The organism is Blastomonas sp. CCH9-A1, assembly GCF_001557175.1.
Classification (GTDB): Bacteria; Pseudomonadota; Alphaproteobacteria; order Sphingomonadales; family Sphingomonadaceae; genus Blastomonas; species Blastomonas delafieldii_A.
The window spans coordinates 104,069-128,828 of record NZ_LSHM01000012.1; the positions used below are offsets into that span (position 1 = coordinate 104,069).

Sequence of the window (24,760 nt, forward strand, 5' to 3'; positions counted from 1 at the left end):
ATTCCCGCGAAAGCGGCAATCCCGCTATTGCGCAAAGGTTGAAAGGAAGCGGGACCCCCGCTTTCGCGGGGGTGACGATAAGGGCAATAATCGGCGCCTATTCCGCCGCCACCGCCTGCTCCACCCGCTCTAGCGTCACCGGGGTGCCGTTGAGCACAGCATTGCCCGAAATCGGGTCCATCGCCGCCGGGTCGGTGAGGTCGTTGAGCGAAACGCCAGGCCTTTTCGCCGCGACCGAGAGCCGCGTCCCCGGCTTGTCCTGGCCAAAGCCGTGCGGGATCGAGATCACGCCCGGCATCACATCCTCGCTGACCTCGGCGGCAAGCTGCACCGCTCCAACCCGGCTGCTCACCCGCACCTGATCGCCGGTGGCGATGCCGCGCGCTGCCGCATCGTCGGGATGGATCATCGCGGTGCAGCGATCCGGCCCCTTGGCGAGGCGCGGGCTGTTGTGCAGCCAGCTGTTGTTGTTGCGCACATGCCGTCGCCCGATCAGCAGCAACTGATCCGGCGGCGTGGCTTCGAGCTGGGCGCGCCATTGCTCCAGCGCCTCGAGGCACAGCGGTGGGGCGCAGGCAATCCGCTTGTCGGGCGTCTGCAACCGTTCGGGCAGGCGCGGAACATGCGCGCCGAAATCCACGCCATTGGGGTTCGCTTCCAGCTCCTCCAGCGTCACCTTGTAATCCGATCTTGCCAGCATCGCGGCGAGCGCCACACGCGGCGGCACGATATTGGGTACCGCCTCGCCCTTCGCCGCCAGGATCGCACGCGCCAGTTCCGCCACGATTTCCCAATCGGCCTTGGCGCCTTCTTCCATCGGCAGCGTCGGCGCGGAATAATCGGCATAATTGCGGATCGCGATGGGGCCGAGCAGCAGCGGATAATGGTCTTTTTCGAGCGGCCCGCACGGCGGCAGGATGTAATGCGCGTGCGCGCTGGTCGCGGTGACGTACATGTCGATCGACACCATCAACTCGAGCTGCGGCAACGCCTCGCCCCAGGCGCCGGGCGACGACAAGGCGGGATTGCCCGATATCACCACCAGCGCCTTGATCTGCCCCTCGCCCGGCGTCCCGATCTCCTCGGGCAGCAGCGCGCTCGGAAACTCGCTGATCACCTCGGGCCGGTTGCCAATGCGCGAGCGGAAGCGATCGTACGTGCCCGGTCCGGCGCTCGCGACCAGATCAATGACCGGCGAGGAGAACATCACTCCACCCTCGCGATCGAGATTGCCGGTGGCGATGTTCAGGAGCTGGATCAGCCAGAGGTTGAGCGTGCCCGCCTCGGTCACCGAGACGCCCATCCGGCCATAGACAACAGCCGGTTCGCCGCTGCCCAGCCTGGCGGCGAGCGCGCGGATCACGGCTTCGTCGATGCCGCAATGCGCGGCGAGCGGCGCAACTTCGAAGCCGCGAATCGCCTGCCACGCCCCATCCCAGCCCTCGTCCAGCATCGGCGCGAGCCGGCCCGGCGAGACCAGCCCCGCCTCGTCGAGCGCCTTGAGCAGGCCGAGCAGCAGCGCGGTATCGGTGCCGGGGCGGATGAAATGGTGCGCGTCAGCGATCTTCGCGGTCTCGGTGCGGCGCGGATCGATGACGACCACCTGCCCGCCGCGCGCCTGCACCGCCTTCAGCCGCTTCTTCACATCGGGCACGGTCCACACGCTGCCATTGCTGGCGAGCGGATTGCCCCCGATGATCAGCATGAAGCGCGTGCGGTCGACATCGGGGATTGGGAACAGCGCATTGTGCCCGTACATCCACATCTGGACGAGCTGATGCGGGATCTGGTCGAGCGTCGAGGCCGAATAGAGCGTGCGCACCCCCAGAGCCTTGCGCAGCAGCCCGGTCTGCGTGCCGGTCGCGTAATTGTGCGCATTGGGGTTGCCCATATAGAGCGCGGGCTGCCCACCCCCTGCGATGATCCCCGCCATCCGCGCACCGATCTCGGCAAAGGCGGTTTCCCAGTCGATCTCCTGCCACTGGTCGCCGACCCGCTTGACCGGACGACGCAGCCGATCGGGATCGTCCTGAAGGTCTGCCAGCGCGGTCGCCTTGGGACAGATATGGCCGCGACTCAGCACATGATCGGGATTGCCCCTGATCGAGATGACCTTGCGCCCCTGCACCTCGACCAGCACGCCGCAATTGGCCTCGCACAGATGGCAGGTGCGCGCGTGGATGCTGGTGGCCGATTCGCTCGCCATGGCGGTCTCTCCCGTTGCTTTTGCGGCAAAGGGTATCAGCCACGTACCCAGCTGACCAGCCATGCAAACCCCCGCATTTCCGTAACGGATGTCAGGTGACGGTAGCAGATGGTCAGGGTCACTTGACATGGTCAGCGAATCACGACATATAGTCAGGGTCACATGACAAAAGGTCAGCGTCCTGCGACACCTGGCGGAAAGTGGTTGAGATGAAAAACCGGCTGAAAGTGCTGCGCGCCGAGCGCGACTGGAGCCAGGCAGAACTGGGTGCGCGGCTCGATGTCTCGCGCCAGGCGGTCAATGCGATCGAGACGGGCAAATACGATCCGTCGCTGCCACTGGCATTCAGGATTGCCAGGCTGTTCGGCATGACGATCGAGGAGATTTTCGATGATGGAGGCGAGCATGGTTGAAACCGACTGGCAGACCCGCGCTAAGCAGCGCCAGAAACGCATCAATGCCGTGATCGGGACGATGTTCGCGATGGGCCTTGTCTCCGGCTTTCTGGTCGGCTTTTTCGAGGATGAGAATGCCGGGCTGGTCGCGGCGAACAGCATCCCGCCCTGGCTGGCGATCATCAGCGCGATCGTGTTCGTGATCGCGGTCAGCTATGGATCGTGGAAGCTGATGCAGGTGTCCGACGAGCACGAACGCGTCATCCACACCAAGACCACCGTGGTCGCGGGCAATGTGATGCTGATTGGCTATCCTGCCTGGTTCGTCCTGTGGAAGGGCGGGCTGGTGCCCGAGCCGGATGCCCTGTGGCTGTTCCTTGCCGGCATCTTGAGCAGCGCGCTCGCCTTTGCCTGGTACAAGTTCCGTTAACGCCCCACCCCCAATATCCCCAACAAAAGGACCACCTCCATGACCAAGCTGTTCAAGACCCTGCGCAATGGCGCTGCCACCCTTGCCGTCGCTGCTGTCGCCACCATCGGTTTCGCCAGCGAGTCGCTGCTCGCCCAACAGCCGACCTCGGTCGCCGAAGCGCTCGGCCCCGCCCCTGCCCCCGCCGCAAAGGACATCAATCCCGCGATGTGGATCGTGCGTGACAAGGACACGACCATCTATCTGTTCGGCACCGTCCATGTGCTGCGCCCCGGGCTCAACTGGCTGAAGGGCGACATCAAGACCGCGTTCGACGCTTCGGACGAGCTGGTGATCGAGGTGCAGGAACCGGCGGATCCCGCAGCGATGCAGGCGACCGTGAACCAGCTGGCGAGCAACCCGCAGGGCGTGACCCTGCGCAGCCTGCTGACCCCGCCGGTGCTGACCAAATACGAAAAGGCGCTGGGCACGCTCAACATTCCGCCGGTGGCGCTCGACCAGTATGAGCCCTGGTTCGCCAGCGTCACGCTGACCACGCTGCCCTTGATGATGCAGGGTTATGACCTGAACAGCGGCGCCGAAAAGGTGCTGATGAGCGCGGCCAAGGCCCAAGACAAGCCAGTCGGCCAGCTCGAGACGGTCGAGCAGCAGCTCGGCATTTTCGACAGCCTGAGCACCGAAGAGCAGGTCGCGTTCCTCGACGTGACGCTCGACGCAGTGCCCGAGGTGACGACGCAGATCGATGCGCTGGTCGACGCCTGGGGCAAGGGCGACCAGGCAACGCTCGACAAGCTGATGAACGAGGGCATGGAGAGCTATCCCGGCCTCTACGATGCGCTGCTGACGAACCGCAACGCCAACTGGGTCAAGTGGATCAAGGCACGGATGGACAAGCCCGGCACCGTCTTCATGGCCGTGGGCGCAGCGCATCTGGTCGGCAAGGACAGCGTGCAGGCGCAGCTGGCGAAGGAAGGTATTCAGAGCGTTCAGGTCACCAGCAACTGATCTCCCCAGATCGTGACCTGGCAGGCCCCGTCAGCGCAGCTGCGCTGGCGGGGTTTGCCGCTCAGAGACTGGCGTTGCGGAAACAGGCGCGGACTTCCCGCACGAAGATATCGGGCACCTCGAGCGCGGCGAAATGCCCGCCCCGGTCCACCTCGTTCCAGTAGATCAGGTTACTGAACCGCTTTTCCGCCCAGCGACGCGACGTCTGGAACAGCTCCTTGGGGAAGATCGTGCCGCCAGTGGGCAGGCTGATCGGATCGAAACCCATGGCGTTGAAGCTGTGCCAGTAGAGTCGCGCCGACGAGGCCGCCGAGTTGGTCAACCAGTAGAGCGTGATCGTATCGAGCAGCGCATCGCGGCTGAAGCCCGAAAACTGGTCGTCGCAATCGGACCAGTTGCGGAATTTCTCGAGGATCCAGGCCATCTGCCCCACGGCCGAATCGGCGAGCGCATAGCCGATGGTCTGCGGCCGTGTCTTCTGGATCGCCGAATAGCCGCTTTCCTTTTCCTGATAATATTGCATCCGCGCCGCCGCGCGCTTTTCCAGGTCGCTCATGTCGCCCAGGGTCGCCGGATCGGGCAGAGCCAGCACCATGTTCGAATGCACCGCCGCGCACGCGCCGAGGTTCTGCCGCGCGATCTCCAGCGTCACCCCGGAACCCCAGTCGCCGCCCTGCGCGAAATAGCGATCATAGCCGAGCGCGAGCATCAGGTCGTTCCACGCCGTGGCGATCTTGGTAATCGACCAGCCTGTTTCGGTCGGCTTGCCCGAAAAGCCGAAACCGGGGAGCGAGGGGATGACGAGGTGGAAGGCGTCCGCCGGGTCCGCCGGATTGGTCAGCGGCTCGATCACCTCCATGAATTCGAGCACCGATCCCGGCCAGCCATGCGTCATGATCAGCGGGCGCGCGTTTTCGTGGCGAGAGCGGATGTGGAGGAAATGGATGTCCACCCCGTCGAGTTCGATCAGGAAATTGGGATACGCGTTGAGCGCCGCCTCGCACGCGCGCCAGTCGTACTGCTTGGCCCAATAGGTCGCGAAATCCTGCACCACCGCAAGCGGAATGCCCTGGTCCCAATCGTCCACCTGTTCCTTGTCGGGCCAGCGGGCGGCGCGGATCCGGGCGTGGAGGTCGTCGATCGCGGCTTGCGGCACGTCGATGGTGAAGGGGCGTATCTCGGTCATGGCCTGAGGCTAGACCGGCGCGCTCCTTCTGCGCAACTGACAATCGTGTCAGCGCTCAGACCGGGCGCGCGCCCGATCCCTTGCCGCCGCGATTGGCATATTCCTGGGTACCGAGGTGATAGACCTTGTCACCGCCCAGCACCGCCTGGTTCGAATAGGTAAAGCCCGGTGTCAGGGCGCGATACAGGTCGTCGAAATTGCGCTCGACCGTCTTGCGGAACAGCTCCTCGAAGCTGTCGATGACGAAATAGGTCGGCTGCATGTCCGAGATGACATAATCGGTGCGCATCACCCGGTCGACCTCCAGATGCACGCGGTTGGGCGACTGCGCCTCGACAGAAAACACCGCCTCGAGCGGCCCGGAGAGGATGCCCGCGCCATAGGCCTTGATACCGTCGGCCTCACGGATCAGCCCGAATTCGACCGTGTACCAGTAGAGCGCGGACAGCGCCTTCAAGCGGTTATACGCCAGCGCCTTCCACCCGGCGCGGCCATATTCCTGCATGTAATCGGCATAGACCGGGTCGGTCAGCATCGGCACATGGCCGAACACGTCGTGGAACACGTCGGGCTCGGAGATATAGTGGAATTCTTCGCGCGAGCGGATGAAATTGCCCGCCGGGAAACGCCGGTTGGCGAGGTGAAAGAAGAAAACGTGATCGGGAATCAGCATCGGCACCGGGACGACCGACCAGCCGGTGATCGCCTGCAGTTCCTCGCTCAAGCTGCCGAAATCGGGCACGCCGCCGCGCCCCAGATCGAGCCGGTCGAGCCCCGCCATGAAGCTGCTCGCCGCGCGGCCCGGCAGAACGTCCATCTGCTGCGCGAACAGATCGTCCCAGATGGCATGCTCTTCGGACGTGTATCGGCGCTGTTGCGGCTCGAGCCAGTCCTCACCGAGATGGCCGGGGCGCACCAGCGGCGCGACAAAGGTGTCCGCAGGCACATCGGGAATGACCGAGAAATCCACGGCACCGGGCTTGATGAGCAGGCTTTCCATAGCTTTTCCCTGTTGATGGCTGAGAGGGAGATATAGCACCGGAAAAGCGAAAAATCCTGCCTCATTCTTGCTTACAGCGAGCGTCTCAAAGACGGTTCTTCCATTTCTAGGCCCAAACTGGCAAATCCTTGCCATGATCGATCTGGACGCAGAAGACATCCGCATCCTGCGCGCGCTGCAGGACAACGGCCGCATGACCAATGCCGAGCTCGCCGAAACCGTCGGCATGTCCGCCTCGCCCTGCTGGCGCCGCGTGCGGCGGCTGGAAGCGGATGGCGTGATCCGGGGCTATGCCGCGCGGCTCAGCAGGCGCGCGCTGGGCCTCGGCGTACTCGCCTATGTCAGCGTCGAAATCGCCGACCATGGCGAAGCGGTGACGCGCGATTTCGAGGCGGCGGTCGCCGATCTCGACGAGGTCATCGCCTGCCACCAGGTCACCGGCGGCGCGGACTATATCCTCACCGTGGTCAGCCGCGACCTCGACAGCTATGCGGACTTTGCGAACACGAAACTGCGCCCGATCGCAGGCATCAAGGCGATCAGCACGAGCTTCGTGCTGAAAGAGGCGAAGGCGCAGGGCGGATTGCCGGTTTAGGGTCTTTAATATTTGACTGTTGCGATCGTGGCGGGTTGCTCATGGTAGAATTCAGACATTCTATTATGCGTTGATGGCCATCTGTTCACGCACCGCTGTTGTCACGCGTGCTGTAAGCCATTCATAAATTCCGAGCATTATGACTACAAGAATCACTGCGAAGAGGCCGAACTCCTTACCCAGAAATGACCCTAAAGCGATACCGGCGAGCACCAAGCCTAAACTCGTCTTTTTGGCGACAATCAGCTCTGTCCCACACGCTTTGCAGGCAAAAGGCTGACCTTTCTTGAAGCAAGCGTAGAAAAAAGAAATATGCGCTCCACAGCTGGGGCATTTTCCATTTTCAGATTTGTTTTTCTCCATTGTCATTCGCCCAGCTTTATCGGCGTTTCGGACGTTGGCCAAGCGGTTGATTGGAGCACCGCGGATTTTTTCACAATAGCTTATACACAGCCGTCCCCTCAGCCAAAGCCTTTCGAACGGTCCAGCATTATGGATGACCCGAGCATACACCGTCACCCTGAACTTGTTTCAGGGCCCATTCCTCCCCCATGCGGCTTCGGTTGCTGGGGCCTGATGGATGCTGAAACGAGTTCAGCATGACGGGTTGGCAATCATGCTCCATCAGCTAACGGATTGACCCGCTTTCCGGCGAAAGCCGGAATCCAGGGCGGCATACGCTTGGGGTGGGTAGAGCCCTGAGGCCTTTGGCAACCGCCTCGCGGCTTCGCGTGAACCCTTGCGGCAGCAGTTTCACGCGAAGACGCGAAGGGAGTTGCGCGTTGGGTTACGGGCCCGTGTCATGGCTCCTGGGCTCCGGCTTTCGCCGGAGAACGGGCCTGGAGTTACCGTCTGCGCGGGGGCTTCGACAGGCTCAGCCTTAGCGGGGGTGGGTGCGGTATGACCGACCGTGCAGTCGTGAGCAGCCCTAAGCCTGCCCCGCAATCACCCCGTAGAGATCATGCTCATCGGCATCCTCGACCAGAACATCGACGAACGATCCCGGCTCCAGCCCTTGCGGCACGTCGCGCAGATACACATGCCCGTCGATCTCGGGCGCGTCGGCCTGCGAACGCCCCGTCGCGCCGATCGAGCCGTCTTCCTCGTCGGGCTCGCCCACTTCGTCGATGATGACGGGCAATGTGCGGCCGACCTTGGCGGCGAGCTTCGCGGCGCTGATCGCGGCGGTCTTTTGCATCAGCCGCTGGTAGCGCTCTTCCTTGACCTCTTCCGGCACCGGATCGGACAGGCTGTTGGCCGCCGCGCCCTCGACCGGCTCGAAGCGGAAGCCACCGACGCGGTCGAGCTGCGCCTCGTCGAGCCAGTCGAGCAGATACTGGAAGTCCGTCTCGGTCTCGCCGGGAAAACCGACCACGAAGGACGAGCGGATGGTGATGTCGGGCGCGATCTGACGCCACGCCTTGATCCGGTCGAGCACCTTGGCCTCGTTCGCCGGGCGCTTCATGCGCTTCAATACCGACGGCGCGGCGTGCTGGAACGGGATGTCGAGATAGGGGGTGAGCAGTCCTTCGGCCATCAGCGGTATGACCTGGTCGACATGCGGATAGGGATAGACATAATGCAGCCGCACCCAGGGGGCCTTGCCTTCTGCCGTGCGCAGGCCGCCCAGCTCGCGCGCCAGATCGGTCATGTGCGCGCGGACCTGACGGCCCTTCCACTCGCGCGGTTCGTGCCGGGTATCGACGCCATAAGCCGAGGTGTCCTGGCTGATGACGAGCAGCTCGCGCGTGCCCGCCGCGACCAGCTTTTCCGCCTCGCGCAGCACCGCATCGATCCGGCGGCTGGCAAGATCGCCGCGCAAGGAAGGGATGATGCAGAACGAGCAGCGATGGTTGCAGCCTTCGGAAATCTTCAGATAGCTGTAGTGGCGCGGGGTCAGCTTGATGCCGCCCTCCGGCACCAGATCGATGAACGCGCCGCGCGCCGGCGGGGCGGCATCGTGCACCGCCTGCACCACGTCCTCATACTGATGCGCGCCGGTGACCGCGAGCACATCGGGGAAGCGCGCGCGGATGGCATCGGCCTCGTTGCCCATGCAGCCGGTGACGATGACGCGGCCGTTCTCCGCCATCGCCTCGCCGATCGCCTCGAGGCTCTCTTCCTTGGCGCTGTCGAGGAAGCCGCAGGTGTTGACCAGCACGACATCGGCACCGGCATAATCGCCGGACATCTGATAGCCCTCGGCGCGCAGCTTGGTGAGGATGCGTTCGGAATCGACCAGGGCCTTGGGACAGCCGAGCGAGACCATGCCGACTTTCGGCGGGGCGGGGATCGTGATGGGGGTGGACATGATGGCCGGGCGCATAGGCGTTTTGCAGCGGTTTGTCATCGGTGAAGTGCGATGGCGCCGAGCGGACGGGAGGCGGGCCAGCTCAGCTCCGCCGCGCGCCCGCCTCGTACCAGCCGCGCGAGCGCTTCACCATAGCCACGATGGTTAGCATCACCGGAACTTCGACGAGGACGCCGACCACGGTCGCGAGCGCCGCACCCGAGTTGAGGCCGAACAGCGCGATCGCGGCCGCCACCGCCAGCTCGAAGAAGTTCGATGCCCCGATCAGGCAGGAGGGCGCGCCGATATTCCAGGCCACACCCAGCTGGCGGTTCATCCAATACGCCAGAAAGGCGATGAAATAGACCTGGATGAGAATCGGCACCGCGAGCAGCAGGATGACCAGCGGGCTAGCGAGAATCGTCTCGCCCTGAAACGCGAAGAGCAGCACCAGCGTGCTCAGCAGCGCGAGCAGCGACAGCGGCTGGATGCGCCCCAGGAACCGTTCGAGCGTCGCTTCGCCACCCTGGGCCAGCAGCGCGCGCCTGAGAACCTGCGCGATGATCAGCGGGATGACGATGTACAGCCCCACCGACAGCAACAGCGTATCCCACGGGATGGTGATCGAAGCGACGCCAAGCAGCAGCCCGACGATCGGGGCAAAGGCGACGAGCATCACCGTGTCGTTGAGCGCGACCTGGCTGAGCGTGAAATTCGCGTCGCCGTTGCACAGGTTGGACCAGACGAAGACCATCGCGGTGCAGGGTGCCGCTCCCAGCAGGATCAGCCCCGCGATATAGGACGGGATTTCGCCTGCCGGTAGCAGCGGCGCGAACAGCCATTCCAGGAAGATGATGCCCAACACCGCCATGGTGAACGGCTTGACCGCCCAGTTGACGAACAACGTCACGCCGATGCCGCGCCATTGCGACCCGACCTCGCCCAGCGCGCCGAAATCGATGCGGATCAGCATGGGGATGATCATCAGCCAGATCAGCACCGCCACGGGCAGGTTGACCTTGGCCACTTCCGCAGCGGCGACCAGCGCGAAAAAGCCGGGCATCAGCGCGCCCAGACCAATTCCCGCGACGATGCACAGGGCAACCCAGAGGCTCAGATATTTCTCGAAAAAGCCGATCCCCGCTGGCGGCGCAGCGGTCTCGGCGGTCAGGCTCTGGGTCATGAAATCGGTTCTTTTCCTGGGGTGGCACCGCTCATCTGGCCGATACGGGCCAGAACCGGAGGGAAATCGGGCGAGGCGATCGCGGAAAGATCGCATGCGAGCAGCGCTGCGATCCGCGCCTGCATCTGATCGTATGCGGCTTCGAAGGCGGCGCGCTGGCCTTCGCCTTCGACCGCAGCCGGATCGGTAATGCCCCAGTGCGCCTTGATCGCGCGGCCGGGGAAAATCGGGCAGAGCTCGCCTGCGGCATTGTCGCACACGGTGATCACGATATCGATCGGCGGCGCGCCGGGCGCAGCGAACTCGTCCCAGCTCTTGGACCGGAAGTCGCCCGTGATTCCGCGCTCGGCCAGCACCTGCAATGCCATAGGGTGCGGCGCGGCCTTGGGGAAGCTGCCCGCCGAGTGCGCCTCGATCAGCCCGCCGCCCATATGGTTGGCAAGCGCTTCGGCCAGGATCGAGCGCGCCGAATTGCCGGTGCAGAGGAACAGGATGCTGGTCACGGCGCGCGATCCGATCACATCGTCGGGCAGCAGGTGGTTTCGGGCGCGCTCAACGCCCCCTTGGCGAGCGGGCCGGGGTCGCCGTACACCGTCGCCTCGCCATCGGTGTAAAAGGCCTCCCAAACGATACCATTGGGGTCCTTGACCCAGCTCTTTTCCGAGCGGGCGTAGCAGCAGGTAGTCTTGCCCTCTTCCAGCACCGGCTGGTCGGCCTTGGCGAGCCCGGCATAAACCTCGGCCAGCTCCTCGGTGTTTTCCGCCTGGATGCCGAGATGCTCGATGCCCTCGCTCGCGCCGCAGCCTGCGACCGAGATGGCGAAATTGACGCGCGGATCGTCGAGCTGCCACTTGGCGTAATCGGGCTTCACCACGGTCGGCTCCGCGCCAAACATCGCGGAATAGAAGGCGATCGAGCCATCAAGATCGCGGGTCTTGGCGTGGACATGCATGCGCTTCATCGGTCTTCTCCTTGGGTGAGCGGGTTCAGCAGCCAGAGCCCCGGCAGCAATTTTCGGTAAGGAAGCCGACCAGCGCGGCCATCGCAGCGAAATCGGCGGAATAGATCAGCGACCGGCTCTCGCGGCGCTGCACGATCAGCCCCGCCTGCATCATCTGGTTGAGGTGGAAGGACAGCGACGAGCGCGGAATGCCGAGCCGGTCGGCCAGATCGCCCGCGCTCACGCCATCGGGGCCAGCCTGGACGAGAAGACGAAAGGCGGCGAGCCGATGCTCCTGCGCCAGCGCGGCAAGCGCGGCGATGACCTCCGCGCTGCCCAAAACGTGACCCTCTGCAGACGAAGCGGCAACTGGCGAACATGAGACGAATGTTGATTCCATATTTCCAATATTATGGAAATGAAGGTAAGAGTCAACCCGTCGCACGGTAAACTTTTCGTCAACCATTTTGCCGCAATTTTGCCGCGATGTCTCCCCGCTTTGCCCCCTTGCCCGTTCTGGCGATGGCCGCCGCGTTGCTGTTCGCCGCGCCCCTGGCCTCGGCGCAGGAGCCGATGCTGCAATGCGTGCCCTATGCCCGGCAGGTCAGCGGCATCCAGATCTTTGGCGATGCGCACAGCTGGTGGCAGCAGGCGGAGGGCAAATACCAGCGCGGCCAGCGGCCTGCAGTCGGCGCGGTAATGGCGTTCAAGCCTTATCGCTCGATGCAGCTTGGCCATGTCGCGACGGTCGCCAAGGTGATCGACAAACGCCGCGTCCTGCTCGATCACGCCAACTGGTCGCCGATCGACGGCCGCAAGGGACAGATCGAACGCAATGTGCTGGCCGAGGATGTCTCGGCTGCCAATGACTGGAGCGAGGTACGCGTCTGGTACACGCCGATCGGCGCGCTGGGCACGACGCGCTATCCGGTGCACGGCTTCATATACCCGCAGGGCCGCGCGCCGAGCCAGCTGCAGGTCCCGCCGGTGCAGATCGCCTCAGCCGATCGCAGCGATGGGCGCCTGAGCCGCGAGGAACGCCAGGCGCAGCGTCAGGCCGAGAAGGAGGCGAAGCGCCGCCTGAAGCAGATCGAGAAGCAGCGCCGCGAATATGCGAAATATCTGAAACGCCAAGAGAAGGTGCGCAAGGCGACGGCCCAGGCGTCGCCGGCCCCGGTGCCCCGCCTGCCGGTCGATCCAATCGGTGACCTGATCGCTTCAACCGGCAGCTGAGCCGGGCGTTCAGGCCTTGGCGACCGGCGCGTCCTCGCCCAGATCCTTGTACCATGCCTCGACCGGGCCGCTCAGCTTCAGCGTCAGCGGCTGGCCCTTGCGGTCCATCGTCTTGCCCGCCTGCACCCGGATCCAGCCCTCGGAAATACAATATTCCTCGACATTGTTCTTCTCGACACCCTTGAACCGGATGCCGATGCCGCGGCCGAGCAGATCGGCGTCGAAATGGGGGCTGCGCGGATTGATCGCAAGCCGGTCCGGCGGCACGTCCGCAGCGCCGGTCGAAGCGGCGGGGGTCTGTTCGGGGGTTTCCGGGGTCTCGGTCATCATGGGGTCCGTTCTGGCAAAATCGTGCCGCGCCTTTAGCCAGCCCTAGCGGACATCGCAATAGACCTGCCGGATGATCCCCCGGTCGAGCAACAGCTGAAACAGCCGCGCGGCGCGATCCGGGCTGGACAGATCGGTAACCTCGCCGGACTCGTCGACCGCCGCGCTCGCCACGACCAGCCGCAACACCGCCAGCGGGTCGGTGGTCAGCACCCGGCCCCGGCGCGGGGTGGACGCGGCGTTCACGCCGACCACCCTGCCCTGCTCGTCAAAGGTCGGCCCGCCGCTGATGCCGCCGAGCGGCCCATCGAAACTGGGGACACGTTCGGCTTCGGCCCAGGCCAGGATCGGCTCGCTCTGCCCGGCAGGGCCACCGCGCGAGGCATAGGCGGCGCCCAGAAAGCGCGAGACCACCACCGCCGGATTGCCTGCGGGGAAACCCATATGATAGCCAAACGCGCCCTCCTCCGGCAGTTCTTCGGTCAGCGTGAGCGCGAATTCGGGAAGCGGCCCCTGACGGATGACCGACGCATCGGCCTCGCCGCTTTCGAGGACGTCGCTGATCGCATCGACGCCGTCCTCGGCAACCAGCCCGATCCGGTCGCAGCCATGCGTGACATGCTGCGCGGTCAGCCAGGTGCCGTCACGATCAACGGCGAAAGCCGTGCCCTGGCTGTCCTGCTGCGGCCCCGGATCGGCGATGACAAAGCTCTCCCCGATATCGGGCATCGGGCGGCGCGGGCTGCGCGGGTCGAACTGTTCGACGCTGAGCGGCGCATCGCCCCATTCCTCTTCGCTGCCGCCAAACCAGACGATCAGCAGCACCGCCCCCAGAACCCAGGGCAGGCAGCCCCGGCGGTTGGAAGTCCGCGCCTTGCTCATGCGCCCCGAGCGCTTTCGGAACCTTCCGTCATCTTGTGCATAATTGCGACGCTACCGGCACTGGCGACAGAATCAAGCGGCTAGGCGAAGTTCGGCTGCGCAAGTGTTGCTGGTCGCTCTGGAAATGCAATGCAATGCAACGCCAAATTCTGAATATCGCACTTCAACGCAATTAATGCTGCGTTCATGCAAACCATTCGGCATGTTGAATGTGTGATAAAATCGCAACGCCCTGCCATCAATGTTGAGGATGCTGGAACCGAGCCATGGGTCTGTAGGTTTGGCAACCGTCTGAATACCAAAAAGCAAGGACGCGAAACCATGAAGACCCTCATCAAATTCTCCGCCGCTTCGGCCATTGCTGTCGCCATGCTGGCGACGCCCGCATTCGCCCAGACGGTGAAGGAAGATACCGATTTCGACGGCGTCTATGTCGGCGGCCATTTCGGCTATTCGGCTCAGTCGAGCCCGCGCGGTGAAGGCGTTGTCTTCGACACCAATGTCGATGGCGATTTCAACGACAGCGTGCTGAATACCGCAGGCCTCAATGCCTTCAGCCCCGGCTTCTGCCGTGGTTCGGCCCGGGGCAACAATGCTGATGCCGGCTGCCGTCAGGACCAAAACGGCATCGAATACGGTGTCCGCATCGGCGCCGACAAGCGCTATGGCAATATCGTCATCGGCGCACTGGTCGAGGGCAGCAAGTCGGAAGCCAAGGATTTCGTCACCGCGTTCAGCACGACCCCGGCCAACTATACGTTCACGCGTGAACTCGATTACGCCATCTCGGCCCGAGCCCGCGCTGGCTATACTCCGGGCGGCGGCATCCTGTTCTACGGCACCGGCGGCGTCAGCTATGGTCGCATCGAGAACGGCTTCCGCACCTCGAACGCTGCCAACTCGTTCACGCCGCGCAACACCAAGGATTGGTCGTGGGGCTGGCAGGCTGGTGGCGGTGTCGAAGCCAAGATCGCTCCCAACATGAGCATCGGCCTCGAATATCTCTACAACACCTATACCAATGACGATTTCGCCGTGAATGTCGGTCCGGGCACCGCGCCTGCGACCAACCCGTTCCTGCTGCGTGCCGGCCAGACCGACATGCGCCGCAGCGATCCGAATTTCGAGTTCCACTCGATCCGCGTGACCACCGCGTTCCGCTTCTGATCGATAGCCGATCGTTGAAAATGGCGGGGCTGCGCAAGCGGCCCCGCCATTTTTCTATCCGGCGACGGCAGCCGCATTGAGCGCGGCCAATGCGACCTTGGTCATGGCCAGGAAGATCGCAGCAGCGAGTTGATCCTCCTCGATCCGCTTCGACAGGTTGCCGATCATCAGGTCGACCGCGCGGAACGCGATCAATTGCAGGATGAGCGTCACGCTGCCCCAGATCAGCACGTCCCAGACATTGACCGAAGCGGCGAGACAGAAGGCGAGCGGCAGCGCAAGGCCGAGCGCGGCTCCCCCGAGCGACACCGCTGCCGATACGTTCCCTGCACGGATCAGCGCGAATTCCTTGTGCGGGGTGATCCACATATAGAGCGCCAGAGCCAACGCCCACGCGACCGTCGCGGTGCCCAGGTGCAGCATGAAGATCGGCAGCCCGGCAAACAGGCTCTGGATTACGGGCGCGGGATCGGTCATGGCCGCAACTGTTGACCCGAAAGGGACAAACGATCAAGTCCGATCCGAACCCCGTCCCCATCCCAGCCAGGCCAGTTTCATGCGCATCTGCATCCTCATCCCCGACGCTGCCGACCTCACCCGCTATGACGACTGGCAGGACCAGGCGGTCGTGATCGAGCCGCTGCTCGCCATGCATGGCCTGACGGTCGAATGGCGCGCCTGGACCGACAGCGCACCGATCAAGGCCGATCTCGTGCTGCCGCTGATGGCCTGGGGCTATCACCGCGCGCTGCCGCGATGGCACGAACAGCTCGATCGCTGGCAGGGCGTGCGCTTCCTCAACCCGCTCGAGGTTCTGCGCTGGAATACCGACAAACGCTATCTGCTCGAACTCGCACAGCGCGGCGTGGCGATCGTGCCGACGCGGTTTCACGAACGGCTGGACGCGGCGGCGGTGGACGAAGCGCGCGCCGCCTTCGGCACCACCGATCTGGTGGTGAAGCCCCCGGTTTCGGCAGGATCCGACCAAACCTGGCTGCTGCGCGATGGCGCCCCCTGCCCGCCCGAAGCGCTGGGGCGGGCAATGCTGGTGCAGCCGATGATGCCGATGATTGCCAGCGAGGGCGAATATTCGCTGTTCTGGCTGGCGGGCGAATTCGCGCACGCGATCCTCAAACGCCCGAAAAGCGGGGATTTCCGCGTACAGGGCCAGTTCGGGGGCCAGTCGCAGGCGATCGAGCCGCCAGCGGCCGCGCGCGATCTCGCTCTGGCGACGCTCAAGGCGATCGATGCCGACTTGCTCTATGCGCGGATCGACATGGTCGGCGATGGCCGGGGAGGCTATGCGCTGATGGAAATCGAGCTGATCGAACCCTGGCTGTCGCTCGACCGCACGGCCGATGGCGGCAAGGCCTTCGCGGCCGCGATTGCAGCGGCGGCACGCCAGCCAGCCAGCGCCGGTTAAGGTCGAGCGCGTCACAGGAGCCACCATGACGATATTCCCTGCTGTCTTGCTGCTCGCGGCCACCCAGGTCGGCCCCGCCGACGCCAATGCCTTGCCGCCCCTGCCCGCACCGGCACCCGCCGAGGCCGACGCACCGAAACCCGGCCCCCGCGCGTCCGGCTTCACGGCGCCCTTGGCCGACGAGGCACGCTTCGATGCCTGCATGGACACCGCGACTGACGATCCCAAGACGGGCATCGTCGCGGCCAATGAGTGGCTCATCGCGGGCGGCGGCTATTTCGCGCGGCATTGCCTGGGCTTTGCCTATTCCAAGGAAGGACGCTGGTCCGCCGCCGCCGATGCGTTTGTCGACGCCGCGCGCGATGCCGAGCTTGCCCGCGACAAGCGCGCCGCAAACCTGTGGACCCAGGCGGGCAATGCCATGCTCGCAACCGGAGATGCCGACAAGGCGCTGACCTATTTCGACGCAGCACTGGCACAGGGCGTTGCCCAGGGGCTATTGCTGGGCGAACTGCATCTCGACCGTGCGCGCGCGCTGGTGGTCGCAGGGCAGACCGATGCCGCAGAGATTGCGCTGGCCGAGGCGCACAAGCTTGCGCCCGAGGACCCGCTCGCCTGGCTGCTCTCCGCGACGCTGGCGCGCAGGCTGGGCAAGCTGGAGCGCGCCCAGGCCGATATCGACATCGCCGCGCGCCTTGCCCCGCGCGATCCCGAAGTCGCGCTGGAGGCGGGCAATATCGCGGCGAGCGCCGGAAAGTACGACGTGGCTCGGCGCAACTGGACTCAGGCGATCGAGATTCGCCCCGAGGGGCCGATAGCGCGCACCGCGCGCGGCCATCTGAGCGAGCTGGACCGGGCAGAGGCGGAGACGGCAGCGCCCGCAAAGCCCTGACCCTCTCTAGCAGAGCAACCCATAAAGCCCTCCCCTCGATGGAGGAGGGCTGGGTGGGGGTGATCTTTCCGGATAAAGAATGGTTTACGCCCTGTTCGGACAGCACCCCAAGGCACCCTCACCCTCACCGCTGCGACTAGGTGGCAAGCCACCAAGTCTCGCTGCCTCTCCCATCAAGGGAGAGGCGTGATGCAAGCGGATAAGACGAGCAACGCCCATCAATCCAGGTAGAAATCCACCGTCGTGACCACGCGGACCTTCTTGTACGGCGTGTCGCTGACACCCCAGCTGCCGCCGCTGTCGCCATCGCGCGATTCGACCGAGAAATAGCCCTGGGTCGCGCTCTTGATGCCGCCGACATCGGTGCCGCTGTCCTTTGCAAACTGTTCGGCGGACGCGCGCGCGTCCTTGGTCGCCTCGGCCACCATCTTGGGCTTGATGTCATTGAGCTTGGTGAAGCTGTACGCCATTCCCGATCCTTCCTCGAGCACGACGCCGCGTCGGATCAGGTCGAACTGGCGCTTCACCGCCGATTGCGCCTTCTTGATATCGTTGGTGCGCAGCGACATGCGCTGGCGGATGGTATAGGTGGTAGAGCCGTAATTGTTGTTGAACTGCGACACGTTGGCACCCGTCGGCTGCAGCGCGTCGCCGTCAAAGCCGAGCTCGGTGAAGAATCCGCGCAGCGCCTTGGTATCGGCATCGATATCCGCCTGCGCGCTCGCCAGGTCATCGGCCTGGGCCGAATAGGCGATGGTCCAGGTGGCGAGATCCGCGGTCACGTCTTTCTCGGCAAGCCCGCGCACCGTCACCGATCGGTCCGCCTGCTTGGCGCGCAGCAGCCCGTCGCCGAGCAGATAGCCGCCCGCCACCATGCCGATCGCCAATATCCCGGCCCCTGCGAGAAACACATTGTCGCGCACCCAGCCGCGCTTGCTCGATCCGTCCGATCCCCCAACCTCAACCATGTCCGAAAGTCCTTCCAATGCCTTGCGCGCCGCCTATATCTGCGGGGCACATCCCCCCGACGACACGCCTGATCGATTAGCAGATCTGCGATGAACCGTGTCTTAACTGCGATGAACTGAGGCCAGTATAATGACCAAATATCTCCACACGATGATCCGCGTCACCGATCCCGATGCCACGATCAAATTTTTCGAACTGATCGGCCTCAAGGAGGTCCGCCGCTTCTCCAGCGAGCAGGGCCGGTTCACGCTGATCTTCCTCGCGGCCCCCGGCCAGGAGGGCGTCGCCGAGGTCGAACTCACGCACAACTGGGACCCGGAAGAATATACCGGCGGGCGCAATTTCGGGCATCTCGCCTATCGGGTGGAGAATGTCTACGAGACCTGCCAGCGGCTGATGGATGCAGGCGTGACGATCAACCGCCCGCCGCGCGACGGCCATATGGCCTTCGTGCGCAGCCCCGACGGCATCTCGGTCGAGCTGCTGCAGGAAGGCCATCTGGAGCCTGCCGAGCCCTGGGTCTCGATGCCCAATACCGGCAGCTGGTAAGCCGCTGGCGACGCGCGGCGGGCTGGGGTATATTAAGGCTCTTCGGGGGCCCAGAACAAGGATGACGACCATGCGCAACATGCCCATCATGCTCAGCCTCGCCGCGCTCGCCTGTGCCACCCCGCTGGTCGCGTCGGACAGCCGCGATGCGGAAATCCGCGCGCGCACCGCCGATGCCATCGCCAATCTCGACGAACGCGGCCAGAAGCTCGCGAAAATCTATCTCAGGGACCGGGTGGCGGGCGATCCGGTCGACTGCATTCCGCGCATACGCCTGCGCCGCTCGACCGCCGCCAGCGACGATGTGCTGCTCTATGACGACGGCTCGGTGGTGTACGTCAACACGCCGTATCTGGGCTGCCCCCGCGCCCGCGACAACACGATGATCTCGCAGACCCCGGTCGGCCGCCTGTGCTCGGGCGACATCGTGCTGGTCCAGGACCTGCGCATCGGCGTACCGCTGGGCAGCTGCGCGCTGAGCGAGTTCGTGCCCTATCGCAAGGTAAAAAAGGGGGAATAGGGGGCAGCCGCTTTCGCGGGGCCTTCGACAAGCTCAGGCTGAGCGGAGGTGGTGCGGGGATGGGGGAAACCCTCTTTGCGGAACCTTCGACAAGAGCAGGCTGGGCCGAGATGGTGCGGCATTATCTTCAAGGCGGGATATTACCCAACCCCGCTCAGCCTGAGCCTGTCGAAGGCCCCGAGCCGACGCCCCTAGCCGAACCCCGCCAGAAACGCCGCGACGTTCGCGCCGAGGGCATCGACCGCATAGCCGCCTTCCATCACGATCACCGTCGGCAGATCGAGCGCCGCGATCGAGCGCGCGATCGGCGTGTAGTCCGCGGTCTGCAGCGCGAATTGCGAGATCGGGTCCCCGGCAAAAGTATCCGCGCCGAACGAGACGCAAAGCATGTCCGCACCGAAATCGCGGATCGCGGCAAGTCCCGTTTCCAGCGCCGCCGTATAGCTGGCCAGGTCCGTACCGCGCGGCAGCGGCAGGTTGAGCGTCGCCCCCTCGCCTTCCCCCTCGCCGCGTTCGTCGGCATGACCCCAGAAGAACGGATAGTCGGTCGCAGGATCGGCGTGCACCGAGATGAACATCACGTCGCCGCGATCGTAGAAAATGTCCTGCGTGCCGTTGCCGTGATGGTAATCGACATCGAGGATCGCAATGCGCGTCCGGCCCGCCGCGATCGCCGCCTCAGCCGCGACTGCGACATTGTTGATGAAACAATAGCCCCCCAGATAATCCGCACCGCAATGATGCCCCGGCGGACGGCACAGCGCGAAGGCCGCGCGCTCGCCGCCCAGCACCGCCTCGGTCGCCGCGAGCGCCGATTGCGCCGCCCAATAGGCGCTCGACCAGGTGCCCGCAGCAATCGGGCTGGAGGCATCGAAGCTGAACTGGCCCAGATCCGCATCGATCCGGTTGAGCTTCAGCGGACGCCGTCCCACCACCGGCCAGGCATAGCCATGCGCATCGCCATGGCGCCCCGCCTCGACCCAGCGCGTGTGCGCACTCTGCAGGAATTCCAGATAGTTGTCGCGATGTACCCGGCGGATAGGCTCGAGCCCGTAATCGCGCGGGGCTTCGACATCGCTCAGCGCTTCGAGCACATTCTCCATCCGCCCGCGATGTTCGGCATAGGGCACATAGGCACCGTTATGCAGCTCCATCGCGGGTGCATGGTCGTGCTGGCGCGGATCGAAGAACGTCCTCATTGCGCGAACAGCTTGCGCAAGAACACCGTCTCGACCTCGCGGCGCAGGTCGTTGTTCGCCTTTTTCAGGAAGCCATGGCCCTCATCGGCATAGAGCACGTACCAGGTTTCCACCCCGTTGTTGCGAAGCGCGGCAACCACCTGATCGGACTCCGACTGCGGCACACGCGGGTCGTTGGCGCCCTGCATCACCAGCATCGGCTTGGTGATCTTGCCGACATTCTTAAGCGGCGCGATCCGTTCGAACACCGCGCGCATCTTGGGGTCGCGCTCGTCGCCATATTCGGCGCGGCGGTTGTCGCGACGATAGGCTTCGGTATTGGCCATGAAGCTGATGAAATCGCTGATGCCATAGCGCTCGACCCCGCCGACCAGTCTGTCCGAATAGAAGGTCATCGAAGCGAGCGACATGTAACCGCCATAGGACTGGCCATAGACCGCGATACGCTTGGCATCCATGCCCGGCTGCTTGCCCGCCCAGTCAATCAGCGCGCCGATATCCTTGACGCTGTCCTCGCGCAGCGGACCGTTGTCGAGGTTCAGGTACTTGGTGCCATAGCCGTCCGACCCGCGCACATTGGGCAGGATGACGACCGCACCGAGCACATCGGCGAAATATTGCGCGCCGGGGTTCCAGCTGGGCCGCGTCTGCGCCTCGGGCCCGCCATGAATGTCGATGATCACCGGAAGCTTCGCATCGGGCGCGGCATTCTTGGGCCGATAGACAAAGGCGGGGACGGTGAGCCCGTCAAAGCTGGTAAAGCGCACCAGCTGCGGCTCGACCAGCCTGGCGGGATCGAGCTCGCCCGGCTCGGACTGGGTCCAGCGGGTGATCGCCTGGTTGCCCAGTTCCACCGTCCAGACATCGCCCGCGGTGGTGGCATTGGTCAGCCCCACCGCAAGCTTGCCGCCATCGGGCGAGAATGACAGGGCCGTCACTACTCCGCGCGGCAGCGCAGGCGACATGCCCGCACCGCCTACGAGCGGCATCAGAACCACGCGCGAATAGCCGTCCTCGTTAAGCGTATAGGCCAGCGTCTTGCCGTCGGGCGACAGGTCATAGGCCTCGACATCCCAGCCCGGCTCGCGCGACAGCGCAGTCATCTTGCCGGTGGCGGTATCGATCCGCACCAGCCGCCGGGTATCAGTGCCTGCGTTGGTGATCGCGACGATTGCCTTGCCGCCATCGATGAAGCGCGGATCCTCGAACCGCGCTCTGGCCTTGATCGACCAGTCGAGCGGGCTGACCTTGCCGCTGGCCAGATCGAGCAGCATCAGATGGTTCTCGCGGTTGGAAATGCCCTTGGCGAGCAGCACGGTCGCCTTGTCCGCGCTGATGTCCTGCGGGCCGACCGCGCCGATGCCCTGCCAGACCAGCCGGCGGCTCTTGGGATCGGCAGGATCGGCGGCCATGATCGCATAGTCGGCCGACCCCTTGGTAGCGCGCGACCAGACCAGCAGGCTGCCGTCCTTGGCAAAAACCGGTGACTGGTTGCGCGTCACCGGCTCGGTGAGCGGCTGGGCGATGCCATCAAGATCGCGGACGAAAAGCTGGAACCACTCGTCACCGCCGGTATCGCGAGTCAGCACAAAGCGGTTCTTGCCGGGCACGGTCTTCGCGCCGCCAACGGGTTCGCCAAAATAGGTCAGCTGCCGCCGCGCCGCGCCGGGAGCGGGCACATGGTGCACCTGAAAGGTCGACCCGAAGCGCGTGGTGATCAGCATCGATCCGTCTGGCAGCCAGTCCTGAAACCGCGCTTCGCGGTAGTTCTGGTAGCGCTGCACCGCATCGCGGATGTCCTGCGGAATCTCGGGCACATTCTCGAGCCGCGCGTTGCCGACCTGGCGGGTTTCAACCGAAGCCTGCTGCGCTGCGGCAGGGACAGCGATGAGTGCGGCAACAGCCAGCAACGACGAACGGAACAGCATGCGATACTCCCCAGGAATGGACCCAAATCTCGTTTCAGATGCAAACACTTAAGCTCAGAAAATGCCCATGGCCAGCCCCGCCCCGAACATCGCGCCCAATTCGCTGCAAGGCGCGAGCGCAGTGTCATCGAGATGCTTGTGCGCGGCAATCGCCTCGGGCGTTTGCGCATGGGTGCAGACGATCAGGCTTTCGGCGATGCGCTTCAGTCGCCAGCCGGTCGCGATCCGCTCGATCTGCCGCACCGCCCCTGCTCCGTCCGATCCCGCCGCTACCATCGCTGCATAGGGACGCCCCTCGATCCGCCCCAGCAACGGGTAATAGCAGCGGTCGAAAAACTCCTTCATCGCCCCGGTCATGCTGGCGAGATTCTCCGGACAGACGAAGATATAGCCCGACGCGGCGAGCATGTCCTCGGGCCCGGCCCGCTCCGCTGCGATCAGCCGCACCGCGCATTCGTCGCGTGCTGTTGCCGCCGCCGCCTCCGCCATCGCCTGCGACGCGCCGGTGCGGCTGTGCCAGAGGATCAGCAGGGTCGGCCGCTCGGTCATCTCGCCTTGATAGTGCCCAGCCACCGGCAATCCAGCCCTTTCAATGCAGCACACCCTCGCCAAGCGGAATCGCGCCCGCTAGAGACAGGCCATGGCCACGCTCCACACCGATCCCGTTCTCGGCATCACCCGATCGCTCACCGGTCAGCCCTGGCACTGGCGCGGTGCCGAGGGCGACCGCCGCGAGGCCGATCTGCAGCCCGACGACCTCGTGTCGCTGCTGCTGCTCAGCCGCGGCGTGCCGCGCGACGATCTGGAACGGCACCGCGCGCCCACGATCCGCGGCTTCATGCCCAATCCGTCGATCTTCCGCGACATGGACAATGCCGCCGACCGCCTCGCGCAAGCGGTGATCGCGCGCGAGAAGGTCACCATCTATGGCGATTATGACGTCGACGGCGCGACCAGCGCGGCGCTGCTGATCCGGCTGCTGCGCGATCTGGGCCTGGACGCCGGGGCCTATATCCCTGACCGGCTGATGGAAGGCTATGGCCCTTCGGGCGCGGCGCTGACGAAGCTGGCGCAGGACGGGTCGACATTGATCGTCACCGTCGATTGCGGTGCGATGGCCTACGAGGCGCTGCAGATGGCGCACGAGGCTGGCGTTGATGTCATCGTCGTCGATCACCACAAATGCGCCGCCGTGCTGCCGCGCGCCTTTGCGCTGGTCAATCCCAACCGGCTCGACGAAGAGGACGAGGCGGCATCGCACGGCCATCTCGCCGCCGTCGGCGTCGCCTTCCTGCTCGCCGCTGCGGTGGTGCGCACCCTCCGCGCGCAAGGCTATTTCGCCAGCCGTCCTGAGCCCGCGCTGATGGAACTGCTCGATCTGGTGGCCTTGGGCACCGTCGCCGATGTCGCGCAACTCAAGGGCCTCAACCGCGCCTTCGTCGCCCAGGGCCTGAAAATCATGGGCCGCAGGCGCAATATCGGCATGGCCGCATTGATCGAGGCCAGCCGCCTCACCCGCGCGCCGGTCTGCTCGGATCTCGGCTTCGCATTGGGTCCGCGCATCAATGCCGGCGGACGCGTCGGATCGGCGGATCTGGGCGTCCGGCTGCTGACCACCGAAGACGAGAGCGAAGCGCGCGCGATCGCTGCCGAGCTATCGCGGCTCAACGATGAGCGCCGCGCGATCGAGGCGATGGTGCAGGAGGAAGCCGAAGGCCTGCTCGCCGCGCAGCACAACCGTGCGGTCGCGGTGCTCGCGGGCCACGCCTGGCATCCCGGCGTGATCGGCATCGTCGCAGGACGAATCAAGGAAAAGACGAACCGCCCCTCGCTGGTCATTGCGCTCGACGAGGCGGGGATCGGCAAGGGATCGGGTCGCTCGATCCCCGGCGTTGACCTCGGCGCCGCCATCATCGCGGCCAAGGATGCCGGGCTGCTCGTCGCGGGCGGCGGCCATGCCATGGCAGCGGGGCTGACGATCAACGCCGATCTGCTCGACCGATTCGCCGAGTTTCTGGAGGACCGGCTCGCCGCTCCTGTCGCCGCCGCTTCGGGCGCGGCGCGGCTGCTGGTCGATGCGCTGGTCGCCCCGCGCGGCCTCACCCCCGATCTGGTCGAGCGCATGGAGGCGGCGGGGCCCTATGGCATGGGCTGGCCCGCCCCGCGGCTCGCCACCGGCCCGGTGCGAATCGTCCGCTGTGATGTCGTCGGTACCACCCATGTCCGTGCAATTGCAGCGGGCGATGATGGCGCATCGTTCAAGGCGATGGCGTTCCGCAGCGTCGATACCTCGCTCGGCCAGGCGCTGCTCGGCGCCCCGCGCGACCGGCGTTTCTGGCTCGCAGGCCGCGTCAAGATCGACAATTGGAACGGCAATCACGCCACCGAAATGCATGTCGACGACCTGGCTCCGGTCGAATTCTGAAAAAGCGAAAAAAACC

27 protein-coding genes are annotated in these 24,760 nt (G+C 64.8%); 11 read left to right on the forward strand and 16 right to left on the reverse strand.

Translation table 11 applies throughout. The annotated features are described in order from the left end of the window. Window positions 1-97: 97 nt before the first annotated feature. A complete protein-coding gene (locus tag AX725_RS03815) occupies window positions 98-2,206 on the reverse strand; it encodes a molybdopterin oxidoreductase family protein (RefSeq protein ID WP_060977316.1) in 2,109 nt (702 codons plus the stop codon). Between the two features lie 209 nt (window positions 2,207-2,415). On the opposite strand from AX725_RS03815, the gene AX725_RS03820 reads away from it, so the two are divergent. Genes AX725_RS03820 through AX725_RS03830 form a run of 3 tightly spaced genes read left to right on the forward strand, consistent with a single transcriptional unit; the run spans window position 2,416 to window position 4,036 of the window. After that, window positions 2,416-2,619, forward strand: a complete 204-nt coding sequence (locus tag AX725_RS03820) for a helix-turn-helix transcriptional regulator (RefSeq protein ID WP_060977315.1) — start codon at window positions 2,416-2,418, stop codon at window positions 2,617-2,619. Further along, window positions 2,597-3,031 carry a hypothetical protein gene (locus AX725_RS03825; protein ID WP_155645636.1) on the forward strand — a complete coding sequence of 145 codons (435 nt, stop codon included), beginning with the start codon at window positions 2,597-2,599 and terminating at the stop codon, window positions 3,029-3,031. The genes AX725_RS03820 and AX725_RS03825 overlap by 23 nt, the downstream gene beginning before the upstream one ends. A gap of 39 nt (window positions 3,032-3,070) precedes the next feature. Next, window positions 3,071-4,036, forward strand: a complete 966-nt coding sequence (locus AX725_RS03830) for a TraB/GumN family protein (RefSeq protein ID WP_060977313.1) — start codon at window positions 3,071-3,073, stop codon at window positions 4,034-4,036. A 61-nt stretch (window positions 4,037-4,097) separates the two neighbouring features. Here the strand turns inward: AX725_RS03830 and AX725_RS03835 are convergent, their stop codons facing one another. Beyond that, a complete protein-coding gene (locus tag AX725_RS03835) occupies window positions 4,098-5,222 on the reverse strand; it encodes an epoxide hydrolase family protein (protein ID WP_060977312.1) in 1,125 nt (374 codons plus the stop codon). A gap of 55 nt (window positions 5,223-5,277) precedes the next feature. Then, window positions 5,278-6,222, reverse strand: coding sequence for a phenylalanine 4-monooxygenase (phhA, locus tag AX725_RS03840; protein WP_060977311.1), 945 nt, complete (start codon window positions 6,220-6,222; stop codon window positions 5,278-5,280). Window positions 6,223-6,355: 133 nt separating this feature from the next. Between phhA and AX725_RS03845 the strand changes: the two genes are divergently transcribed. Continuing rightward, complete coding sequence (locus AX725_RS03845; RefSeq protein WP_196490324.1) at window positions 6,356-6,817, forward strand: Lrp/AsnC family transcriptional regulator; 462 nt, start codon at window positions 6,356-6,358, stop codon at window positions 6,815-6,817. Between the two features lie 63 nt (window positions 6,818-6,880). On the opposite strand, the gene AX725_RS03850 is transcribed toward AX725_RS03845, so the two are convergent. The 6 genes from AX725_RS03850 to AX725_RS03875 all read right to left on the reverse strand — a co-directional run bounded on the left by AX725_RS03850 (window position 6,881) and on the right by AX725_RS03875 (window position 11,570). Continuing rightward, the gene (locus AX725_RS03850; protein WP_155645630.1) at window positions 6,881-7,180 is read right to left on the reverse strand and encodes a hypothetical protein; all 300 of its coding nucleotides are present in this window, start codon (window positions 7,178-7,180) and stop codon (window positions 6,881-6,883) included. A 565-nt stretch (window positions 7,181-7,745) separates the two neighbouring features. Then, the gene (rimO, locus tag AX725_RS03855; protein ID WP_435653439.1) at window positions 7,746-9,143 is read right to left on the reverse strand and encodes a 30S ribosomal protein S12 methylthiotransferase RimO; all 1,398 of its coding nucleotides are present in this window, start codon (window positions 9,141-9,143) and stop codon (window positions 7,746-7,748) included. 67 nt (window positions 9,144-9,210) lie between these two features. Next, the gene (gene arsB / locus AX725_RS03860; RefSeq protein ID WP_060977742.1) at window positions 9,211-10,290 is read right to left on the reverse strand and encodes an ACR3 family arsenite efflux transporter; all 1,080 of its coding nucleotides are present in this window, start codon (window positions 10,288-10,290) and stop codon (window positions 9,211-9,213) included. Next, the gene (locus tag AX725_RS03865) at window positions 10,287-10,793 is read right to left on the reverse strand and encodes an arsenate reductase ArsC (protein WP_060977764.1); all 507 of its coding nucleotides are present in this window, start codon (window positions 10,791-10,793) and stop codon (window positions 10,287-10,289) included. Before AX725_RS03865 ends, arsB begins: the two co-directional genes overlap by 4 nt. Before the next feature lie 14 nt (window positions 10,794-10,807). Further along, window positions 10,808-11,251 carry an ArsI/CadI family heavy metal resistance metalloenzyme gene (locus tag AX725_RS03870; protein WP_060977743.1) on the reverse strand — a complete coding sequence of 148 codons (444 nt, stop codon included), beginning with the start codon at window positions 11,249-11,251 and terminating at the stop codon, window positions 10,808-10,810. A 25-nt stretch (window positions 11,252-11,276) separates the two neighbouring features. Then, window positions 11,277-11,570: an ArsR/SmtB family transcription factor gene (locus tag AX725_RS03875; protein ID WP_060977744.1), complete on the reverse strand. Its 294-nt coding sequence runs from the start codon at window positions 11,568-11,570 to the stop codon at window positions 11,277-11,279. 146 nt (window positions 11,571-11,716) lie between these two features. On the opposite strand from AX725_RS03875, the gene AX725_RS03880 reads away from it, so the two are divergent. Continuing rightward, window positions 11,717-12,463, forward strand: a complete 747-nt coding sequence (locus AX725_RS03880) for a CHAP domain-containing protein (protein WP_060977745.1) — start codon at window positions 11,717-11,719, stop codon at window positions 12,461-12,463. A gap of 9 nt (window positions 12,464-12,472) precedes the next feature. Here AX725_RS03880 and AX725_RS03885 read toward each other — a convergent pair whose 3' ends face one another. After that, window positions 12,473-12,790, reverse strand: coding sequence for a DUF3297 family protein (locus AX725_RS03885; protein ID WP_060977765.1), 318 nt, complete (start codon window positions 12,788-12,790; stop codon window positions 12,473-12,475). A gap of 45 nt (window positions 12,791-12,835) precedes the next feature. Then, window positions 12,836-13,672 (reverse strand): S1 family peptidase, encoded by an 837-nt coding sequence (locus tag AX725_RS03890; protein ID WP_060977746.1) that lies wholly within the window; start codon window positions 13,670-13,672, stop codon window positions 12,836-12,838. Between the two features lie 321 nt (window positions 13,673-13,993). Between AX725_RS03890 and AX725_RS03895 the strand changes: the two genes are divergently transcribed. Then, entirely contained in the window at window positions 13,994-14,839 is an 846-nt protein-coding gene (locus AX725_RS03895) for an outer membrane protein (protein ID WP_060977747.1), read from the forward strand. A 54-nt stretch (window positions 14,840-14,893) separates the two neighbouring features. Here AX725_RS03895 and AX725_RS03900 read toward each other — a convergent pair whose 3' ends face one another. After that, window positions 14,894-15,316 carry a DUF350 domain-containing protein gene (locus tag AX725_RS03900; RefSeq protein ID WP_060977748.1) on the reverse strand — a complete coding sequence of 141 codons (423 nt, stop codon included), beginning with the start codon at window positions 15,314-15,316 and terminating at the stop codon, window positions 14,894-14,896. 79 nt (window positions 15,317-15,395) lie between these two features. Between AX725_RS03900 and AX725_RS03905 the strand changes: the two genes are divergently transcribed. Together AX725_RS03905 and AX725_RS03910 are read left to right on the forward strand one after the other, a co-directional pair. Continuing rightward, complete coding sequence (locus AX725_RS03905) at window positions 15,396-16,262, forward strand: ATP-grasp domain-containing protein (protein WP_060977749.1); 867 nt, start codon at window positions 15,396-15,398, stop codon at window positions 16,260-16,262. A 25-nt stretch (window positions 16,263-16,287) separates the two neighbouring features. Then, window positions 16,288-17,154, forward strand: a complete 867-nt coding sequence (locus AX725_RS03910) for a tetratricopeptide repeat protein (RefSeq protein ID WP_081097127.1) — start codon at window positions 16,288-16,290, stop codon at window positions 17,152-17,154. Between the two features lie 218 nt (window positions 17,155-17,372). On the opposite strand, the gene AX725_RS03915 is transcribed toward AX725_RS03910, so the two are convergent. Continuing rightward, complete coding sequence (locus tag AX725_RS03915) at window positions 17,373-18,122, reverse strand: SIMPL domain-containing protein (RefSeq protein WP_060977751.1); 750 nt, start codon at window positions 18,120-18,122, stop codon at window positions 17,373-17,375. 130 nt (window positions 18,123-18,252) lie between these two features. Between AX725_RS03915 and AX725_RS03920 the strand changes: the two genes are divergently transcribed. Together AX725_RS03920 and AX725_RS03925 are read left to right on the forward strand one after the other, a co-directional pair. After that, a complete protein-coding gene (locus AX725_RS03920; RefSeq protein ID WP_023838048.1) occupies window positions 18,253-18,672 on the forward strand; it encodes a VOC family protein in 420 nt (139 codons plus the stop codon). Window positions 18,673-18,742: 70 nt separating this feature from the next. Next, on the forward strand, window positions 18,743-19,192 hold the full coding sequence (locus AX725_RS03925; protein ID WP_066209105.1) for a hypothetical protein: 450 nt from the start codon (window positions 18,743-18,745) through the stop codon (window positions 19,190-19,192). A gap of 191 nt (window positions 19,193-19,383) precedes the next feature. Here the strand turns inward: AX725_RS03925 and AX725_RS03930 are convergent, their stop codons facing one another. Genes AX725_RS03930 through AX725_RS03940 form a run of 3 tightly spaced genes read right to left on the reverse strand, consistent with a single transcriptional unit; the run spans window position 19,384 to window position 22,868 of the window. Further along, the gene (locus AX725_RS03930) at window positions 19,384-20,391 is read right to left on the reverse strand and encodes a histone deacetylase family protein (protein ID WP_060977753.1); all 1,008 of its coding nucleotides are present in this window, start codon (window positions 20,389-20,391) and stop codon (window positions 19,384-19,386) included. Beyond that, window positions 20,388-22,319 carry a S9 family peptidase gene (locus AX725_RS03935; RefSeq protein WP_060977754.1) on the reverse strand — a complete coding sequence of 644 codons (1,932 nt, stop codon included), beginning with the start codon at window positions 22,317-22,319 and terminating at the stop codon, window positions 20,388-20,390. The genes AX725_RS03930 and AX725_RS03935 overlap by 4 nt, the downstream gene beginning before the upstream one ends. A 54-nt stretch (window positions 22,320-22,373) precedes the next feature. Next, the gene (locus AX725_RS03940) at window positions 22,374-22,868 is read right to left on the reverse strand and encodes a flavodoxin family protein (RefSeq protein ID WP_060977755.1); all 495 of its coding nucleotides are present in this window, start codon (window positions 22,866-22,868) and stop codon (window positions 22,374-22,376) included. Window positions 22,869-22,959: 91 nt separating this feature from the next. Here AX725_RS03940 and recJ point away from each other — a divergent pair, with 91 nt between their 5' ends. Next, entirely contained in the window at window positions 22,960-24,744 is a 1,785-nt protein-coding gene (gene recJ, locus AX725_RS03945) for a single-stranded-DNA-specific exonuclease RecJ (protein ID WP_060977756.1), read from the forward strand. Window positions 24,745-24,760 lie beyond the last annotated feature (16 nt).